19 protein-coding genes, 1 tRNA gene and 1 pseudogene are annotated in these 18,784 nt (G+C 59.5%); 7 read left to right on the top strand and 14 right to left on the bottom strand.

Annotation, left to right across the window (positions count from 1 at the left end; translation table 11 throughout):
- Window positions 1-95: 95 nt before the first annotated feature.
- Window positions 96-1,240, bottom strand: a pseudogene (locus AB1286_RS12915) (IS3 family transposase); the annotation flags it as partial.
- A gap of 136 nt (window positions 1,241-1,376) precedes the next feature.
- Here AB1286_RS12915 and AB1286_RS12910 point away from each other — a divergent pair.
- Both AB1286_RS12910 and AB1286_RS12905 read left to right on the top strand, forming a co-directional pair.
- Window positions 1,377-2,627 carry an AAA family ATPase gene (locus tag AB1286_RS12910; RefSeq protein WP_430363656.1) on the top strand — a complete coding sequence of 417 codons (1,251 nt, stop codon included), beginning with the start codon at window positions 1,377-1,379 and terminating at the stop codon, window positions 2,625-2,627.
- Complete coding sequence (locus tag AB1286_RS12905) at window positions 2,624-3,346, top strand: HNH endonuclease (protein ID WP_430363655.1); 723 nt, start codon at window positions 2,624-2,626, stop codon at window positions 3,344-3,346. The genes AB1286_RS12910 and AB1286_RS12905 overlap by 4 nt, the downstream gene beginning before the upstream one ends.
- A gap of 124 nt (window positions 3,347-3,470) precedes the next feature.
- Here the strand turns inward: AB1286_RS12905 and AB1286_RS12900 are convergent, their stop codons facing one another.
- The 9 genes from AB1286_RS12900 to AB1286_RS12860 form a co-directional block, all read right to left on the bottom strand.
- Window positions 3,471-4,595 carry a hypothetical protein gene (locus AB1286_RS12900; RefSeq protein ID WP_430363654.1) on the bottom strand — a complete coding sequence of 375 codons (1,125 nt, stop codon included), beginning with the start codon at window positions 4,593-4,595 and terminating at the stop codon, window positions 3,471-3,473.
- 339 nt (window positions 4,596-4,934) lie between these two features.
- Window positions 4,935-5,132 carry a helix-turn-helix transcriptional regulator gene (locus AB1286_RS12895; protein WP_430365056.1) on the bottom strand — a complete coding sequence of 66 codons (198 nt, stop codon included), beginning with the start codon at window positions 5,130-5,132 and terminating at the stop codon, window positions 4,935-4,937.
- Between the two features lie 130 nt (window positions 5,133-5,262).
- Window positions 5,263-6,414, bottom strand: a complete 1,152-nt coding sequence (locus AB1286_RS12890; protein WP_430363653.1) for a hypothetical protein — start codon at window positions 6,412-6,414, stop codon at window positions 5,263-5,265.
- A 47-nt stretch (window positions 6,415-6,461) separates the two neighbouring features.
- The gene (locus AB1286_RS12885; RefSeq protein WP_430363652.1) at window positions 6,462-7,670 is read right to left on the bottom strand and encodes a tyrosine-type recombinase/integrase; all 1,209 of its coding nucleotides are present in this window, start codon (window positions 7,668-7,670) and stop codon (window positions 6,462-6,464) included.
- A gap of 174 nt (window positions 7,671-7,844) precedes the next feature.
- Window positions 7,845-7,920, bottom strand: a tRNA-Ala gene (locus AB1286_RS12880).
- Window positions 7,921-7,997: 77 nt separating this feature from the next.
- Window positions 7,998-8,360, bottom strand: coding sequence for a c-type cytochrome (locus AB1286_RS12875; RefSeq protein ID WP_430365055.1), 363 nt, complete (start codon window positions 8,358-8,360; stop codon window positions 7,998-8,000).
- Window positions 8,360-9,160, bottom strand: coding sequence for a BON domain-containing protein (locus tag AB1286_RS12870; protein ID WP_430363651.1), 801 nt, complete (start codon window positions 9,158-9,160; stop codon window positions 8,360-8,362). Before AB1286_RS12870 ends, AB1286_RS12875 begins: the two co-directional genes overlap by 1 nt.
- A 20-nt stretch (window positions 9,161-9,180) precedes the next feature.
- On the bottom strand, window positions 9,181-9,768 hold the full coding sequence (locus AB1286_RS12865) for an SIS domain-containing protein (protein WP_430363650.1): 588 nt from the start codon (window positions 9,766-9,768) through the stop codon (window positions 9,181-9,183).
- Window positions 9,769-9,855: 87 nt separating this feature from the next.
- Window positions 9,856-10,347, bottom strand: a complete 492-nt coding sequence (locus AB1286_RS12860; protein ID WP_430363649.1) for a YraN family protein — start codon at window positions 10,345-10,347, stop codon at window positions 9,856-9,858.
- Between AB1286_RS12860 and rsmI the strand changes: the two genes are divergently transcribed.
- Entirely contained in the window at window positions 10,346-11,227 is an 882-nt protein-coding gene (rsmI, locus tag AB1286_RS12855) for a 16S rRNA (cytidine(1402)-2'-O)-methyltransferase (protein ID WP_430363648.1), read from the top strand. The genes AB1286_RS12860 and rsmI overlap by 2 nt on opposite strands.
- Window positions 11,228-11,379: 152 nt before the next feature.
- Here the strand turns inward: rsmI and AB1286_RS12850 are convergent, their stop codons facing one another.
- Entirely contained in the window at window positions 11,380-11,979 is a 600-nt protein-coding gene (locus tag AB1286_RS12850; RefSeq protein ID WP_430363647.1) for a septal ring lytic transglycosylase RlpA family protein, read from the bottom strand.
- Window positions 11,980-12,614: 635 nt separating this feature from the next.
- Here AB1286_RS12850 and AB1286_RS12845 point away from each other — a divergent pair.
- The 3 genes from AB1286_RS12845 (at window position 12,615) to AB1286_RS12835 (ending at window position 14,458) form a co-directional block, all read left to right on the top strand.
- On the top strand, window positions 12,615-13,259 hold the full coding sequence (locus tag AB1286_RS12845; RefSeq protein ID WP_430363646.1) for an MBL fold metallo-hydrolase: 645 nt from the start codon (window positions 12,615-12,617) through the stop codon (window positions 13,257-13,259).
- Complete coding sequence (locus tag AB1286_RS12840; RefSeq protein WP_430363645.1) at window positions 13,256-13,909, top strand: exonuclease; 654 nt, start codon at window positions 13,256-13,258, stop codon at window positions 13,907-13,909. Before AB1286_RS12845 ends, AB1286_RS12840 begins: the two co-directional genes overlap by 4 nt.
- A 90-nt stretch (window positions 13,910-13,999) precedes the next feature.
- Window positions 14,000-14,458, top strand: a complete 459-nt coding sequence (locus AB1286_RS12835; RefSeq protein ID WP_102644038.1) for an Lrp/AsnC family transcriptional regulator — start codon at window positions 14,000-14,002, stop codon at window positions 14,456-14,458.
- A gap of 39 nt (window positions 14,459-14,497) precedes the next feature.
- Here AB1286_RS12835 and AB1286_RS12830 read toward each other — a convergent pair whose 3' ends face one another.
- From AB1286_RS12830 to AB1286_RS12820, 3 genes are all read right to left on the bottom strand, one after another.
- The gene (locus AB1286_RS12830) at window positions 14,498-15,688 is read right to left on the bottom strand and encodes a cation diffusion facilitator family transporter (RefSeq protein WP_430363644.1); all 1,191 of its coding nucleotides are present in this window, start codon (window positions 15,686-15,688) and stop codon (window positions 14,498-14,500) included.
- A 307-nt stretch (window positions 15,689-15,995) separates the two neighbouring features.
- Complete coding sequence (locus tag AB1286_RS12825) at window positions 15,996-16,295, bottom strand: H-NS family nucleoid-associated regulatory protein (RefSeq protein WP_116138250.1); 300 nt, start codon at window positions 16,293-16,295, stop codon at window positions 15,996-15,998.
- A 406-nt stretch (window positions 16,296-16,701) separates the two neighbouring features.
- Window positions 16,702-17,367 (bottom strand): HugZ family protein, encoded by a 666-nt coding sequence (locus AB1286_RS12820; protein ID WP_430363643.1) that lies wholly within the window; start codon window positions 17,365-17,367, stop codon window positions 16,702-16,704.
- Window positions 17,368-17,521: 154 nt separating this feature from the next.
- On the opposite strand from AB1286_RS12820, the gene AB1286_RS12815 reads away from it, so the two are divergent.
- A complete protein-coding gene (locus AB1286_RS12815) occupies window positions 17,522-18,724 on the top strand; it encodes an MFS transporter (protein ID WP_430363642.1) in 1,203 nt (400 codons plus the stop codon).
- The last annotated feature ends 60 nt before the right edge of the window (window positions 18,725-18,784 follow it).

Here is an 18,784-nt window from a genome sequence, read left to right as displayed (position 1 = left end):
CGGGTTGTCCACGGACGGGCGGCGGGTCGCCTGTCACGACCACGACGACGCCCGGCGGTGGGCAACCCGCACGGGGACATGATTTCGTTTTTTGTGTGCTCGTCTTCGAACTCGAGCGGCGAGTGGTAGCCGATGCTGCTGTGCAGGCGGCGCAGGTTGTACCAGCCCTCGAGGAACCAGAACAAACGTCCTCGCGCCTGTTCGTGCGTATCGAAGTGCTCGCGCATAAGCAGTTCCGATTCGAGCGTGCCGAAGAAGGATTCGCACATCGCGTTGTCGTAACAGTCGCCAGCCGTACCCATCGAAGGCTGCACACAGGCTTCACGACAGCGCCGTCCGAAGGCAATCGACGTATATTGGCAGCCCTGATCGGAATGCAGAATGACCCCGCGAGCTCGACGTTGCGCGAGCGCCATATCGAGCGCACGCAGCATCAGTTCCGTGTACAGATGATTGGACATTGCCCAGCCTACGATGCGGCGGCTGAACACATCGAGCACGACGGCCAGATACAGGAATCCCTCGCCGGTTGGAATGTAGGTGGCGTCTGCAACCCACAGCACGTTCGGCGCTGCGGCGCTGAAGTGGCGACGCACCAGATCAGGGGCACGCCGTGCTCCCGCGCGTTGTCGCGTAGTGCATTTCCATTGCCTGCGACTAGCCCCGCACAGGCCGGCCAGACGCATGAGTCGCGCGACGCGCTTGCGCCCGACATGCACGCCTTCGCGTTTGAGCTGGGCATGGATACGCGGCGCGCCATAGGTGCCGCGCGAACTGGCGTGCAGCATGCGAATGCGCGAGAGCAACTGCGCATCGCTGCATGCCTGCCTCGAGGGTTCCCGCACGAGCCACGCGTAGTAGCCGCTGGTGGAGACTCGCAGCAGCCGCGCCATCGTGGCAATGGGCCAGCGGGCCCGGTTCGCTTTCATGAATCCGTACCCTTCGGCGGTACGGCCCCCGTCTCCCGAGCGAACCAGGCAGCCGCGTGAGAGAGTATGTCGCGCTCCATCTCGAGTTGGCGCACCTTACGACGCAGCCGCGCCAATTCCTGCCGCTCGGCCGTCGTCAGTCCGTCCTGGCGCACGCCCGAATCGCGATCGGCCTGCACGACCCAGTTGATGATGCTTTGCGCCGTCGGCTCGAACTCGCGCGCCAATTCCTCAGGCGTACGTCCCGCCTTCACCAACTCCACCATCTGCGCCCGGAACTCCGCCGGGTACGCCTTCCGATGCTTGCCCATAACGGCACCTCCTCTTCAAAAAGAATAGGTGTCCGTTTTCGCGGGTCAACTTCAATATCCTTGTCGCTGAAGCGCTTGGCGAGTACAGCGAAAGAACTATGGGCCCAATAAGCCGCTAGCCGTTAACGGGGACAAGATGGATCTAGCAAACGCAGACGTGGATGTACCGCAAGCTCCGGAAGACAAGCTGTTCGGGTTTTTACTCGAAGGAATAGAGGCGTCGTTGAGGACGGGCAAAGGCCCTCACTACACGTACGTCATCGGCAACAACGGCACCGGCAAAAGCCGTCAGCTCGCTAAGATCGCCAGCCACTTTTCCGATTCACAAGACACGCCTCAGATTGTCGGCTGCATCTCAAACGCCGTGTACGACCGCTTCACTCTAACGAACCGGGGGTGCATCGAGTACCTAGGCGCGCGCACATCGGGCAACGCAGTATTTCATGCTGCAATCGATCGTCAGCTCTCGAAAATTATATTGAAGGGAATTGTTCGCAACCGGAGCGCTGTGCGCAGGCTAGAGGCGACGCTCGAAATGAATTTCATGTTCTCCCTGCGTGGTCCTGAAAGCGGCAAGATCGATCTCCAAAAACTTGTTGATCGCCGGAAGCTCAAGGGAGACCCTATCTCGTCTACCCTGGACCGAGCCGAACAAGCCACCGTAAAGGAGCTTTTCGGGCGACACGTATCCTTCTCCGCTTTATCGATTGCTCAAGCCACCTCGCTTCAGAAGTTTATGAGCCTCAATCCGGAGGTCAACATCTTCGTTCGTCGCCGCGATGGCATCCGCACAACGATCGATTTCGACCAATTAAGTACTGGGGAGCAAAACCGGGCCCTCACTTACGCCAAGGTGCTTTCGGTCGCACAGGAGGGCGCGCTGATTCTTATCGATGAACCTGAAATCAGTCTTCATTTACATTGGCAGAGAGACTTCCATCGTTCGCTTCGCGCCCTCTTGCAAGGACAAAGGCGGTATCACGTCGTCGTCGCGACACACTCGCCCGTCATCATTTCTGAAGGAGCGCGAACAAAGGCAGACAGCACGGACGCGATGGTTGTCGTACTGGAGCGAGGGCAGCTAGAAGACAAGCAGCCCCTGACATTTAGACATCACAAGTTCGGCGACATTGCCAGCCACGAACGGCTCGTGCTCAGGGATTTTAATACGGCAACTTATCGCACCACTTCCGTCGACGTCGAGATCGCTGAGTCGGTCCTCAATGCAATAGAAGAACCTGGTACCAGTGACGACGTGGTAGCTAGGCTCGAATCCATGAGCGGAAAGCAAGGACTGTCCAACGCTGATAAGAGGAATATCCGTGCCGCAGTCAAGGTTGTTCGGAACCACGCGCCTGCGTTTGGAACGGAGGAAGACAGACAATGATGACTTTGGCAACAACTGAAGTTGAGAAAGCGGCACTTCGCAGACTTTCGCAACTCGCCGTAAATGGGCCTTTGACAGGCACCACGGCTTGGCGTTGTTTTTCATCGCCCGTCGCTAGGTATCGCTACGACGAAAACCAGCCACCGGTCGTCTTTAATGCCAACGAGCTAGCCGCGCTGAAGTCACTTAAAAAGCTAGTCGTCGATCATCTGGAGTTCAAAGCCCGACGTGCTTGCGCTTACTGCAAGCGCCCGGTAGGGCATTACGGATATGGCTGGCACATCGAGCACGTCTATCCCAAGGCGAGCTACCCTGAGCGCACCTTTGCCTTAGGGAATCTCACAATCGGTTGTACCGACTGCAACCAATGGAAAGCTGCGCGCGTCGATCGGGGGACGCTCACCGGGGGCCTAACGATCATCGACCCGGTCGCGAATGGGTTCCGCTATGGCGATCATATTAACCTCGTTCACCTCGCGACCGAGGAAATTTGCTTCGTGAAATACCGACCGACAAGCGAAACCGGCCGGGCAACGTACAACAAGCTGCAGTTTGCCGACATCGAGCGATCGACGATCATCGATAGTGTCAATGACGATCTAGCGGCACTCCATCGACGAATGAACGACGCACTCGCAAACGTACAGGCCAGTGATTCGGAGAGTGAACTAGGCGCCCTCCTTTGCACACTCAGATCCAGGATCTATCGCCTCGGCTAGCGGTATAAGCTGAGCTGCCGTAGATCGCGCACGCTCCGCTCGCCCGCTATGGTAGAAGAGAAACCGAAAGCGAAGGCCCCGACCGACCTCGGCCTGCAATTGCAACGCAGCCCCTGGCTGTTCTTCATTTTCGTCTTGGGCGCCCGCCTTTTTGCGAGTGTTTTCTCTTGTGCCCCTTGAAGAAAGTCCGCTGGCCCGACTTTGTTTTGACAAGCACGTACTGCTCGCTCTTCGTTAGATAGCTAAGCGCAAACAACAAATTGCTGCGTTTTGCAGCGTCCCAATGGTCCACTAATCCGATACCGCAGCGCTTATATTTGTTCATACTTCTATTGCAATTGTAATAGGTTCCCGCACCCAAAGTTACCTCATCCCGCCAATACGTACCAATCTGCTCTGCCAAGTATGAATGATTTCTTTTCTTCGCTCCATTGAAGAACAACATGAAATGAAAGTGATACCCCTTAACGCTTGAATACTCCAACTTCGCTACGTAGCCCACCATCTCACCGAACACACTTTGTTTTCCTCTACGTTTCTGTATGAGCTTCCGGTAGTCGTTCATAGCGCACTCGAGCGTCGTCTCGACGGTATCCTCCTTACGATAACCAACATCCAGACGAACCACGGCGATTCGTGCAAAACGCGCCATGATCCAATCTACATAGTGACAAGCATCAACATAATTATTTTTCGCATTCTCAATTCTCTTACTTATCTTTCGACCAATCTTTCTTTTTTTGTATTCACCCCTGAGCCTTTCAATGAGGTCATTGTAGCAGTCCGCAACAATTGTCCGAGATCCATTCAGAATCTCTTCCGCACATCCCACGAGAGCATTCGGATTGCGAGATAGATCACTCAAGAAATCAAACTCTCGCGCCAAAGAAAATACAAGTTCAACTCTAGGGCTGTACTGATACTGAGGGCGACAAATGGATGATAAAGCCGTCAAAGATCGATGGTATCGATCAAACCATTTGTTGATCGTTGCCACTCTTCGACTACGATGTTCATCTATCGCAAATGCAGCATCAGTTGTGAAAACAGCATCACGAACGAAATCCTCTATGACCAAGAGATCATTTGCAAAATCAAGAGCATAGATCATCACCTCTTTGCCATCGACCTCTTCACTTGCCATATTCATGTCACAGTCGATAGCCTCAAATAATGCCGAGTCAGAGAAATCATCAAAATGATTCACATCGAACTCATCATTCATTTCACCAAGATCATCCCCAGACATATCACTCTCATTTCAATTAATCTATCTTAATAACATTAAAATCCATAATTCGCGCAACGCGATCACCACGCCTCCCCATGGACGACACATCCCGGTTATCGGCTCACTCCCGACGTCGAACATCTTTTTCGACTTACACAATTACCGGGGTAGCTAAGGTCTGGCCCGCGCCGCCTCGAGAGACGGGAACTGCGTGGGACCGCAAGGCACGGCGGCGCGAAGGCCCGAACTAGTGGGACCTAGTTGGACAATCGTCCGCTAACTTGTAGTGGCTGCCCCTCATCTTGTATGCGTGGCGAGCGTCATGGAACTTGCTCACACGACGCCGGCGGCCTGTCGCTATGAGGCGCAACTTGCGTTGATGCGAGACTGGAGCCACTGCATCACGAGGTGCTGTGGCCAACCGACAGATTTGGCACCCAGCTTCACTTGCTTAGGGAACGTCGGGTCGTAGCGAGGCGATCTCGGATTCATCTTGTCGTACACGGCAGCTTTCGACAGCCCCGTGCATGCCAACAAGTCGGACCGACGCAGCATAACGATGGGAAAAGAGGTTTGCTCAGCCATAGGTGCTCTCCTTAAGCACACACCGGGACGTACCGGCATGGCTGAGACGATAACGGGCAGATGCGGGTGAGTTCGACCGACTAAATTTACTTGCTAGCGACTATTCTCCGGATGCTCTCCTCATCATCACCTCTCGTAACAATTTTTCGATGCCGGCACGTTGCCGAATGGGGCCCTCTCGGCATCTGCGCGCCACGTTGAGGTCAAGCTGGTAAGGGAGCTCATCGGGATGCACTTCGGGAGGAGCCTCCTCGCGGAATACTTGCGTCCAACGCTGCTCAATCGCGTCTGCCCATTTCGTCGCGGTCTCCATGACCTGGGGATTTCGCGAAGCAGCATAAATGGCGACACGAAGTACTGCCTCGCGCTCATTGGAGAATCGCCACTCGTTGCCGTGGAACGAGGCTCGATCTAAAGGCTTTGTGTCGAGTGTCAACGCTGGAGATTGGGACTGGCCTCCACAGTAGAGCCGCCAAATTTCGGCACGCGAAATGAAGAGATGGCTTTCTGTTACTCGCCCGATTTCCTCAACAGCGTTTTCTGCGACCGTCCATAAACCATACAACGCCGCCCGTTTCGCATGTAGAATACCGACATAAGGGTCGAACGGTGGATAAGTCGCCGAGGGTGCCTGCCCGTTTTCTCCCGTAAAAAGCGAGGGCGCATTCTCGACTGACCTTATTTCCTTCGGAAATTGCATACCCTCTCGGGCCTCGCAAATTTGAGAGGCGAGGCGGTCCTGTAGCACGCGGTAGCGCTCGTCGTCCGTAAGCTCACCGTGCTCTGATAGCCATTTCCGGATAACGTCCTCTGCTTTCCCCGGACATCTAAATGAAGTAGGAATGACCCAACCAAGAGCCTCAATGTGTGCGAGGTCGAAGCGGCTGATTATCACCCGATCCCATGAAAAAAAATCTGCTCGCAATATTTCGTCAATCTCGACAAATGGAGCGATCGAATGGGCTCGGCCAAGTTCGAACGAAACCGCCCCGAGAATCGGAGCCATGACTTCGACATACCCAGTTGCCCCGAGGGTCAGCAGTTCACCACTGGAACATCCAAGTAGTTCCGCTGCCTGATCGATACGGTAGTAGGGCGCTTGGCTGGTAAAAAACTCGCTTTCCACCACCGATGGGCGTGAGGTATTTGGCGTGGCCGACGTATATCCCGCATCTGTGCGCTTGGAAGACGCCGACGCACTGGTCTGCGCGCTTTTTGCCGCTGTTGCCGAAGAATTCTTGAGTTTTGCCATTGTGTTCCCCTTGGCGCCCACCGATAGAAGCACGTCGTCGAACTGAATTATTTATTGGCGATCCGAATAACGTCCGCCCCCGCCTTCAGCTTATCGAGGTAATCAGCCCATTGCTGCATCATTGCAACGCGGTCGTCAATAAACTTCGTTCGATTGTACGCATTGCCAAGTGCGTCCGGAACCTTATGTGCGAGTTGGTGCTCGATGACTTCGGCCGGAAAGCGCAATTGCTCGTGAAGGATCGTACGCGCCATTGCACGAAATCCATGCCCAGTGATTTCGGTCTTCGTATCAAAGCCGAGCCGCCTCAAAGCCGCGTTGATTGCTGCGCCGCTCATTGGCTTCTTGACGTCTCTTCCTGGGAACACGTACTGCCGGCGACCTGTCAGCGCATGTAGATCTCGCAGGATCGCTGTAGCTTGGGTTGCGAGCGGCACCAGATGCTCGGTTTTTGTCTTCGAGACGGTGTAACGCCATTGCTGTTTGTCGAGGTCGAACTGCGCCCATTCAGCCGTTCTGAGTTCGCCCGGACGAACAAACAGCAATGGCGCGAGGCGCAAGGCGCATTGAACGACGAATGTTCCCTTAAAGCCGTCTAGCGCCCGCAAAAGAGCCGCGACCTCCGATGGCTCCGTAACGGATGCGAAATGCGTATGACGAGCTGCCGGGAGTGCCCCTCTGAGGTCGGAGCTAACATCGCGTTCCGCCCGCCCCGTGGCAACAGCATAGCGAAAAACTTGGCCGCAGTTCTGATGAACGCGATGAGCCGTATCAAGTGCGCCTCTAGCCTCCACACGTCGAAGTACCGCGAGCACTTCGGGTGCCTTGATCTCGGCGATCGACCGACCTCCCAACCATGGGAAGACATCATTCTCTAAACGCGCCATGATTTTGTCAGCATGACTCGCCGCCCACCCCGGCGCGTGCCTAGCGAACCACTCGCGCGCAACCGATTCGAAGCTGTTCGAAGAACGTTCGACGCTGGCGGCCTTCTGCACTTTCCGCTCAATACCGGGGTCGATGCCGTTGGCAAGCAGTCGGCGGGCTTCATCACGGCGAGACCGCGCCTCTTTCGGACCGATCTCCGGATAGACGCCGAGTGCCAACCGCTTTTCCTTTCCAGCGAAGCGGTATTTGAACCGCCAATACTTCCCACCCGCCGGGGACACTTCGAGATACATGCCCAAGCCGTCGGTAAGGCGGTACGCCTTATCTCGCGGGCGAAGGTTCCGGACTTCGAGGTCGGTAAGGGGCATTTGGGACTCCGTGGGGGCATCGCCTTTAGGGGCATCAACAGTGCCCCCTAAAATGCCCCCGGGTGCCCCCGGATGTCAATGGATGTCATCGAACGTCGTTGGAAATAAAAAACCCCGCTAGCCTTTGTGGCTGCGGGGTTTCAGGACCTTCTCGGACAACTTAGGATGTTCTGTTGGTGGAGCGGAGGAGGATCGAACTCCCGACCTTCGCATTGCGAACGCGACGCTCTCCCAGCTGAGCTACCGCCCCAACGAAGCTGCAATTCTGTCATGGGGTTAAGGGGTTTGACAAGCCCCTTTCCGCATGAAAATCCCCAACGGTCGCAGCTACTTAGCCGCGGTGGTGGGCGCACCGGCAAGCACCCAACCAACGACCGTATGGATATCGGCGTCGCTCATTCTGGGGTGCGAGGGCATAGGAATAACGCCCCAAACCCCGGAGCCGCCGTCTCTCACCTTCTTCTCGAGCCGAGCCTGTGCTTGCGCGTCACCTTTGTACTTAGCGGCGATATCGCGAAAGGCCGGCCCGACGAGTTTCCGATCGACGGCATGACACCCTAAGCAGGCGTTCTTCGTCGCGATGTCAAACCCGGCAGGCGAAGAAGCGGCCAACGCCCCTTCCGACCATACACCAGCGCCAAGAACCACCGCCACGACAGCCGCCATCCCCAGCCAACGAGCACCCACCATCATTTCACCTGCCCGTTGCTACCGGGATGCACTTGCGTGGAGTTACTCACCGGCGCCGGCGTCTGCGAATCGAGCGGCTGTTCGGTCACTCCGCCACCAATCGGCACCGCCCCCACCGTAGGCTGAGCATCCGCCGACTGCGCCGAACTCGGCGCGCTGGCGGCCTGCGAAGCCGTCGCCGACACCGCCTGCGCCTGCTCCGGCTGCACGTACTGGAACACCTTCACGACACTCTTCACGCCGGGCACGTTCGCCGCGACAGCCGCGCCAAGGTTCCCCTCGTGCTCCGTCACAAGCCCCATCAAATAGATGTTCCCGGCCTCGCCCACGACCTTGAAGTCGTTCGCCGAAATCCCTTTCTCGGCGATCAGCATCGTCTTCACGCGCGTGACGAGATACGAATCGTTAGCCCGATCCGAAAAGTCCGTAATCGGCCCAACCTTCAACTCGTTGACGATCGCTTCGACGTCGCCCACGCCGCGAGCAATCTGCTCCGCCTGCTGCTTCGCCGCATCGGTGGGCACTTCACCCGTCAGCAGCGCTCGCCGGTTGAACACCGTCACATCGACATGCGACGTATTGCCGAGCTGGTTAGCGATCTGCGAGTACGCCTTCACCTGAATCTCGCGGTCGGCGGTTTGCGTGCCGAGGGTGCGTCGATCGGTCGCCATCAGCGCCCCACCGCCCGCCGCGCCGGCCACCGCCAGCACACACCCTTGCAACGACGTGATCAATGCTGCCGCCGTCGCCGCCGCCAGCGTGCTTCGCACAAGCGTCTTCATGACGCGATTTGCCCTCATCAACGAACTCCCCTTCGAAGTCAATCTTCCCCGAGCAACATGGCATCGATGCCGTCGCACAAGCAGTGAATGGCCAACAAGTGCACTTCTTGAATACGCGCCGCCCGCTGCGACGGCACGCAAATCTGGATATCGGTCTCAACAAGCGCTTCGCCTACCTTACCGCCGCCGCTGCCCGTCAGCGCAACGACGAACATCTCTCGTTCGTGCGCCTCGGCGATCACTTCAGCCAAGTTGGCCGCATCGCCCATCGAAGCCACGACGATCAACACGTCGCCCGCATGTCCCAACGCGCGAAGCTGCTTGGCGTAGACGGAAGCGAAACCGTCGCCCGCGCTCAGCGCCGTCAGCACGGTGCTATCCGCAGTCAACGCGATAGCGGGCAAGCTAGGTCGCTCGCGCTCGAAGCCCGCGGTGAGATGCGCGACAAGACGCTGCGCCTCGGAGGCGCCCGCGCCATTGCCGCACGCAAATATCCGGTTGCCGTTCGCAAGCGCGCCAAACATCGTATCGATGGCCGCCGCTATCGGCATGGATAGGGCGTCGAGCGCCTCGAGTTTCAATGCCGCGCTTTCGCGAAAATGCTGTTGAATTCGTTCGACTGACATCGTTTCCCTGCTCTACCGGCCCCGCCTATCCGCGGCCGTTTCGTCAGCGCGCAAGTTTAACGCACTCGCCATACCCAGCCGCACGTTTCAACTACCGTCCTCTCGAAAGGCATCGCGCAGCCAAACCAACTTGCGCCCCTCGAATACCACGGCGTCGAACCGGCAAGGCCCAACCGCTCCTCCCCGCACCGACAAAAAATACCGCGCAGCGAACAAAATGCGCTGCCGCTTGTGCAGACCGATGCTCGCCGCCGCGCCGCCATAGCGGCTCCCGGCCCGCGCCCGCACTTCGACGAACACCAGCACGCCATCCACGTCGCGCATCACGAGATCGATCTCGCCGCCTCGGCACGTCACGTTGCGCGCCACGAGACGCATACGCTGCCGCCGCAGGTAGGTCAGCGCCTGCTCTTCGAACGCGGTACCGATCCGTTTCGACTCGCGCCGCCCCGAAAAGTTGTCGGCCGCCTTGCCACCCGGCTGTTGCGGCATCGAACGCCTCCCCGCCCCAGGCGTCGTCTCAGGCGGAGCGTGGCACAATGACGGCCTTCCCTCGCTCGTTCGCGTCTCTCGCTTCATGTCCAACCTCCTCGATCTCGCGCAGCGGCAGCAGTACCCGTCCGCCACGCTGTATGTCATCGCGACGCCGATCGGCAATGCCGCCGACATCACCCTGCGCGCGCTGCACGTGCTCGGCCTCGTCGACCGAATCGCAGCCGAGGACACGCGCAACACCGGCCAACTGCTCGCGCTCTACGGCGTCTCGAAGCCGCTGCTTGCGGTACACGAGCACAACGAACGCGAAGCCGCCGAACGGATCGTCGATTGCCTGCGCGCCGGCGAGCGCGTCGCCTATGTCTCCGACGCCGGCACACCCGGCATCTCGGACCCCGGCGCGAAGCTCGTCGACGCCGTGCGCAATGCAGGCCTCGCCGTCGTTCCGCTCCCGGGCGCGAGCGCGGTGACGACAGCCGTCTCCGCTGCCGGCGATTTCGTCGGCGCGTTTTCGTTCGTCGGTTTCTTGCCCACAAAAGCGAAACAGCGCGCGGCCCATCTGCAAACGCTGGTTGGCCACCCGTTTGCGATGGTCTTTTACGAAGCGCCGCATCGCATCGTCGAAACCGTGCAAGCGCTGGCCGATACGCTCGGCGGCGGCCGGCAATTGCTGATTGCCCGGGAACTGACGAAGCTACATGAGGCCGTGCATCGTTGCACCTTGGCCGAAGGGCCAACATGGCTGGCCGAAGATCCCAATCGGCAACGCGGAGAATTCGTACTCGTCGTTCAAGGCGCACCCGAACAAGCCGAGCAAGACGAATCGGCACATGATGCATTGCTGTCGATGCTGCTCGAGGAAGTGTCGGTCAGCGCCGCGGCGCGGCTTGCGGCTTCGATAACCGGGGCGTCTCGCAATACGCTTTACGCACGAGCCCTGACGCTCTCAAAACACGAGGACTAAGCCCAATCAGGCGCCCGATCGATCGCGGGCGCACACCATTTTCAGGAAATTAGTTAGTAATCCTGAATATCCTCACTCATGCGAAAACGGCGCCCTAAAGGCGCCGTCCACAGCCGGACTTAAACGTTCCGGCTCAAACTTCGAGTCGCTGATTAGTTACCGTCACCCTTCGACGCGGTGTTGTTGCTCGCCAGCATTTCCGCACGCTCGGCGCGCGCTTCTTCTTGCGACAGTCCTTCGATCTGCACACGCGCTGTGCCGACATGCTGCAATCCGAGCACCTTGGCGGCCGCATAGGACAAATCGATCACGCGCCCGCGCACATACGGACCGCGGTCGTTGATCTTCACGACGACCACCTTGTGGTTCGACATATTCGTCACGCGCACGTACGAGGCCAGAGGCAGCGTCTTGTGAGCAGCCGTCAAGGCGTGCGTGTTGAACCGCTCGCCGCTCGCCGTGCGACGGCCGACAAAGCGGCCGCCGTACCACGAAGCGCGGCCGACTTGCTTGAAGTCGGAAATATCCGGCGTGCCGTCGTCGAGCGGCTTGGCATCGGCCAGCGACGTGGACTTGTCGCCGGCATTCGGCAACGCCGAGGCAGCACCGAACGCGACCGGCGCGTTCGCGCCCTGCGCGACGGCGGGAACGCGGCTTGCGCTCCCGGTTTGGGTCGTCGGTTGCATGGCGCAACCCGTGAAGGCGCCGAAGACAAAAAGGAGCCCCAGCGATCGACGAAATCGATGTTTCATATGACGTTTAGCCAATCTGTCGAGCCGACGCAGCCAGCGTTTCGCTGCACGAACGGCTCGGGCGATCGAGTGCAACACGCCACCCACGCTCAAAGCGTGTGCGCGACAAAACACTCGGCTGCGGCCACATACGGCCGCATTCAGCCCGGTTGGTATTCACGTCTGGCGCGGCTGTCCCCTTCAGCTTGACCAGACCCCAAACGCCGCCATCGAACATGGCATCCACGTTCTTGCGCGCCTAACGGCACGAGGAACGGCGGCGTAGGCCTGCCCAGCGTAACGGCCGATGGCCGTGTCAGGCGCGCGGCGCCTGGCTGGACAAGACGTGTGCATCGAACTTCGTCGACACGGATAGAAGCCGCTTACACCACGGCTTCGGACTTCAATTGACTGCGATCGGCGGGCGTAAGTTCACACAAGGGCCGGATCGCTGGTAGAGCTGCGCGAGCATACCTCGCGCGAAAGCTGAAGCATTATAGCAGAAAGATCGATCAATCCCGGGCGCACGGTTCGATCCCCCGATTGATTCTGCCTATGGCCGTAACAATACAAATCGCGTATCGGTCTTTCGGCCAAGCAGCGCGGGCATCTCGCGGCTGGTACCATCCTTCTTTTTGCCGTCCGGGCTCATCGCAATGAAGGTCTTCCTCATTCCCGTCACGCCGTTTCAGCAGAACTGCTCGCTCGTCATCTGCGAGGCGACCAACCGTGCGGCCATCGTCGATCCCGGCGGCGACCTCGAACTGATTCAACGCGCCGTGGCCGAAAACGGCGCGACCGTCGAGAAGATCCTTCTCACGCACGGCCACGTCGATCATTGCGCCGGCGCGAAAACGCTCGCCACTCACTACGGGGTGCCGATCGAGGGCCCGCATCGCGATGAGCGATTCTGGATCGAAAAACTGCCCGATCAAAGCGTGCGCTTCGGCTTTCCGGCCGCGCAAGCGTTCGAGCCCGATCGCTGGCTCGACGACGGCGACACGGTCCAATTCGGCGAAGAAACGATGGACGTCTATCATTGCCCCGGCCATACGCCGGGCCACGTCGTGTTCGTCAGCACCCGGCATCGCATTGCGTTCGTGGGCGACGTCCTCTTCGCGGGCTCGATCGGCCGAACCGATTTCCCGCGCGGCAACCACGCCGATCTCATTGCCTCGATCCGCATGAAGCTCTGGCCGCTCGGCGACGACATCACGTTCGTCCCCGGCCACGGCCCCACGTCGACCTTCGGCGAAGAGCGGCGCACGAATCCCTACGTCGCCGATGGAGTCAGCGCGTGAGTTCCGAAATCTACGTCAGTACCGATATCGAGGCCGACGGCCCGATCCCCGGCCCCCATTCGATGCTCAGTTTCGCATCGGCGGCCTACACCGAAGATAAGCAGTTGATCGCCACGTTCTCGGCCAATCTCGAAACGCTGCCCGGCGCGCAAGCCCACCCCGTGCAAGAAGCCTGGTGGAAAACGCAACCCGAGGCTTGGGCGGCATGCCGCTCGGATTTGCGGCGCCCCGAGCAAGCGCTCGTGGCCTATGTAGAGTGGGTGGAGGCGCTGCCGGGCAAGCCCGTCTTCGTCGGCATGCCGGCCGGCTTCGATTTCTCGTTCATGTTCTGGTACATGATGCGCTTCGCCGGACGCTGCCCGTTCTCGTGGTCGGCGCTCGATATCAAGACGCTGGCCTTTGCGATGACGGGATTGCCCTATCGCAAATGCATCAAGCCGCGCATGCCCAAGCATTGGTTCGACGATCACCCGCACACGCATGTGGCGCTCGACGACGCGATCGAACAAGGCGCGCTTTTTTGCAACATGCTCAAAGATTTACGTGTAATGCAGCAATCGTCGGCCGACGTCGCCGAATCGAAAGCGCTCGACGCGAAAGTCGCCGCCACGGGAGTAGGTCAAAACGACGCCGAGAGCCCGCCAAATTAGGGAAAATCCCTCGCCCTTCCGCCATTCGATTGCCTTTTGTTTCTTCCGCCACTAATATCGGACGCAGTGGCTGTCGTAATGGAGGCGCGGATGGCGCTCGACACGTTTTCTCAAAGGATCCTGCGCCTTTTGCAGCTCGACGCGCGACGTTCGGTGCAGGAGATTTCCGATCAGGTAGGGCTGTCGAGTACGCCTTGCTGGCGACGGATCAAGGACATGGAGCAATCGGGCATCATTCAGCGCTACACGGCGCTGCTCGATCGCGAGAAGCTGGGGCTGCATGTCTGCGCGTTAGCGCACATTCATTTGACCCGGCATACGGAAGGCGGCGTCGAGCAGTTCGAGCGCGAAATCTCCACCTGTCCCGAAGTGACCGAGTGCTATAGCACGACAGGCGAAGCCGATTACATCCTCAAAATCGTCGCGCCCGACATCAAAGCGTACGACGCGTTCCTGCACGATCGGATCTTCAAGATCCCCGCTGTCGCGCAAGTCCGCACGAGCGTCGTGCTGCGTGAAGTGAAATTCGACACGCAATTGCCGCTTTGACGAGGCGTAGCGCTCTTCGCTTGCCCGCGCGGCGCACCGCTATGCGTGCCCCGGCACCCGCGCCTTCGCGGCTCCGATCTCGCGCGCAAGCGTGACATTGCGCGCCCCCAATTTCTCTTTCAACGCGCTCAAGTCCACACGATCCGCCAGTTGGGCATCGTGCTCGCGGCCGCTTAGCGGATCCGCCGCAAGCGTGATTTCCAAATCGAGACCGGTGCTCAGATAGTGCACATTCAACGCGCTAGCGCGCAGCCCGTACTTCGCCAACTCCGCATCGACGAGCGTCGCCACGGCGGCTCGCGCGGGCAGGCGCGTCGGTGGGTGCGCCACGGCGTCGTTCTCGGGATCGACGTGAATCAACGCATCGAGCACACGCTTATCGATCATGACGCGCGCTCGCGCGGACTCGGCGATGTAATGCCCCTCCGAGACGGAGATCAGCGGGTCGACAAGAATGTGCGCATCGACCAACGCGAGATCGCCGGTCTTGCGCGTACGCAGTTCGTGCACATCGCGCACGCCGGGGGTCGCCATCAGCAACTTGCGGATGTCGCCCGTCGCCGCTTCGTCCAGCGCACGGTCCGAGAGATCCTGGAGCGCATCCCACCCGAACACCCACCCCATCCGCGCCACGAGGAAGCCGACGATCGCGGCGGCGATCGGGTCTAGCAGGCGAACGCCGAACAAGCTCCCGACGATACCGACCGCGACGACGAGCGACGAAGCCGCATCGGAGCGCGCATGCCAAGCGTTCGCGATCAGCATCGCCGAACGCACGCGCTCGGCTTGGCGCAGCATGAAACGAAAAAGGGCTTCCTTCGAAATCAATACGACGACGGCCACGATCAGCGCGCTGGCATGGACCGCCGGAATGTTCTCCAAATCGGCGAGCCGCGTGCCGGCGCGCCATAGCATGCCCACCCCGACCGCCACGAGCAGCGCACCAAGAAACAGCGAGGCGACGGTCTCGTAGCGCGCATGGCCATAGTTGTGGTCGGCGTCGGGCTTCTCGGCGCTCGCCCGATTGGCGATCAGAACGATGAAGTCCGAGATCAGATCGGCCAGCGAATGAATCCCGTCCGCGATCAAGGCCTGGGAATGAGCGAAAAAACCTATCGTGATCTGCAAGCTCATCAGAACGATATTGACCACGACGCTCGCAAAAGTGCTTTTACGCGCGACGGCTTGTTTTTCGCTGGATCGGAGTTCGGTGGGGGCGTGAGAGTGCATCGGCTACGGTCAGCGACGGGTGTTTATCGTTCAATTGTATCGCGCACGGCGCGGCGCCGCTGTGACAGTTTCAGCGATTTTCCCTTTTCAATCAGGAGGTTATGAGAACGCGACGTATTCTTGTTCGCGTCTCGCTCCGAGGTCTCGCGACGGGTTTAATCGTCCGAGTCCGAGGGCTCAATGTCGTGGCGAATGAAATCATTCATTAGACAAATAAAAACCGCGCACCCCATTGGGTTACGCGGCTCTCATTTAGACTGCTGCCCGCAATAGCGTCGGCGGACCGACTGCTACGCCGATAGGCCTATTACTTTTGAATCAGGAACTGATCGCGATCCTGACCGGCAATCCACCGGGGCGGCTTGCCACGGCCCGACCACGTATTGCCGCTTGCCGGATCACGATATTTCGGCGCAACGCCGGCACGCGGACGGCCAGCCTTGGCGTGCTTGCCGCGGCCGCCGCCCAGTTCTGCGAGCGTAATGCCGTAGTCGGCCATTTTCTGTTTGATCTCGTTCAGCACTTCGGCGTATTCACGCGCCTTCGCCTCTTCGATCTGCTTCTCCAGCTTCTCTCGTTGGGCGAGAAGTTCCTTGTAAGAAGACATATGTTCCCTTGTGGTTTCAGTAAATGGCGCCGATCTCTTGCCGGTTTTGCCACCTCAATGCTGGGTGCCTCGGATATTTCGGAAGCGAGATTAGCACAAAAGACAAGCGAACGAAAAGCCCGAAAAGACCATCAGCTTAAAATAACTTCATTGAATTGTTTCACTCATTCGTCATCTGCGCGTCGATCTCAATTTACCCAATGCAACTTTCATCTCATATTTCCACGCTAGAGCGAACTGAACGTCCTGATAACTTTCAGATTATGAGATCGATTCGGCATATACCGGAGAAAGTTTTCATAGAATGATAGGATCATGCACCGGCGCGGCTTTCGAGGCGATCGGCGGCCAGTTTTCAACTGGCCTTATCAGCATTTTCCCTATTACCGCATCGCGGCCGCGCTACCTATTCGGCGTGATCGGCGATGCAGCGGGCGAGCGCTTGTTCGAGCGAGGACATATCTGCTTTTGCCGAATCGAATGCATAGCGCCGGCGCTGACCGTCCACTTTCAAATCGGCCCCGTAGCGATCCACGCCTGCCAAACGGACTACCGCGGGACGGCTCACGTGTCGATCGAAGTATTCGATCAACGCGGTTTCGTCTTCATCGGTCAACGGTTCAAGCGGATCGAGTTCCTCGGCGTCGAGCCAGCCCATTGCACCGAATCCCCCGATGTATCGCATTCGCTCGATTTCAAGCACGCGAAACGAAAAATCGCCGAGTGCGAGATAGCGTTCCGCGTCAGGGTGATAGCGTAAGTAACGCCGCACGAGCGGCGGCTCGAGTCCACCCGGTACGAAACGGCCCAGCAAGGTCAAACGCTCGCCGTTCAGCACGTCCTCGTTGGGCGGCGTATCGACCACGAGAAAACCCGCTCGCGCATCGGCCTCGAGGTTGCGCGAATGCTCGGCCAAGCGACTCACCAGCACGACCGGCCGATGTCGGGCATCGGGCGCGAACGGCAACGCCGTCGGATACGGGTAGCCGAGCGGCTCGCGCGCATGGCTCGCCAATGCGCCAGTGGGCTTGCGGTGCAGTAAATGCAGCGGTGCGTGTGCGGAAATGTTCATGGCGTCTAGCCCGGTTTCGGGTCGCTTCGGTCTCTGAGCGAGGTGTTAAGGCGTCCGTTAGAATCGGCGATTCCCATTCATCGTAGCGTTTGCGCGCGAATCCGGATGCCCGGATTTTCGCTCGTTCACGCCCCTTTTTTCTAGTCTCGCACAAGTGTCTCAAACCACTTCCTCGCCCGCTCCCGCCGCGCATCGCAATCTCGCTCCGGCCGCACGCGAGCGCGCGCGGTACGCCACGATGGCCCTCTTTTTCATCGCCGGCATGGCGTACGCCTCGTGGGGCGTGCATGTTCCGACCGTACGCGACAAATTCAATCTCGACCCGGCCACGCTGTCGCTCGCGCTGTTCGTCTTAACGGGCGGTTCGATCGCGGCCACCGTCGGCAATGCGAAATGGATCGCACGTGCCGGTACGCGCAGGGCATGCCTTGTGGGTGGCCTCGTGATGTCGGTCAGCATGGCGCTCATTCTGGTGGCGCCCACCTATGCGCTGATGTTACCCGTGCTCGCCGCGTTCGGCGCGGGGATGGCAACGATGGACGTTGCGATGAACGCCGAAGCGAGTGCGGTGGAGCAAGCACTGGGGCGGCCCATCATGTCTTCGCTGCACGGCATGTTCAGCATCGGCGGCATGATCGGCGCCGGGGTCGGCGGGCTCGCGCTCGGACGCGGCGTTCCGAGTACGGTTCATATGCTGCTCGCAGGACTCGTTTGCGCCGGCGTGCTCGCCGTGGCGTGCCCGGTCGTGTTGCCGCACGTACCGCATAGCGAGAGCCATCACGAAGGGACGCGCTCGAGCCGCTGGCGCTCGCCGGTGCTATGGGCGCTCGGTGCGGTCGCGCTCATCGCGTTGATCGCGGAGGGCGCCATGTACGACTGGGCCGCCGTCTACATGCGCGACATCGTCCACTCGACGCCGGCCTTTGCCAGTGCGGGCTATGCCGCGTTCACGGGCGCCATGGCGGCCGGGCGTTTCGCGGGCGACGCCGTCCGCGCGCGCTTCGGTGCCGTGCAGTTGGTGTTCGTAAGTGCAGCGCTGGCCTGCGCCGGGATGGTCGGCGCGCTGGTGCTGCCGTTTTCGATGACGGCGCTCGTCGGGTTCGCGATGATGGGCATTGGCCTGGCCAACATGATGCCGGTGCTGTTCGCCGCCGCCATGCGCGTAAAAGGGATTCACGCGGCCGAAGGACTCGCGCACGTGGCGAGCATCGCTTATGTCGGCCTGCTGTTCGGCCCCGTGCTCATCGGCGGCGTGGCGCAAGCGACCAATCTATCGATCGGTCTTTCCGTCGTGGCGCTCTGCGCGGCGCTCGTCGCGTTCATCGGCCCGCGCGTGCTCAAACGGCTCGGCGTTTAAGCAGCAAAGCGCCCGCGCCAAAACACGACGGGCGCATACGCTACCGCGTACACGCCCGTC

The organism is Trinickia sp. NRRL B-1857 (genome assembly GCF_050470685.1).
GTDB lineage: Bacteria > Pseudomonadota > Gammaproteobacteria > Burkholderiales > Burkholderiaceae > Trinickia.
The sequence above is the reverse complement of the archived record's forward strand: the minus strand, read 5'-3'. Positions and strand labels throughout refer to the sequence as shown.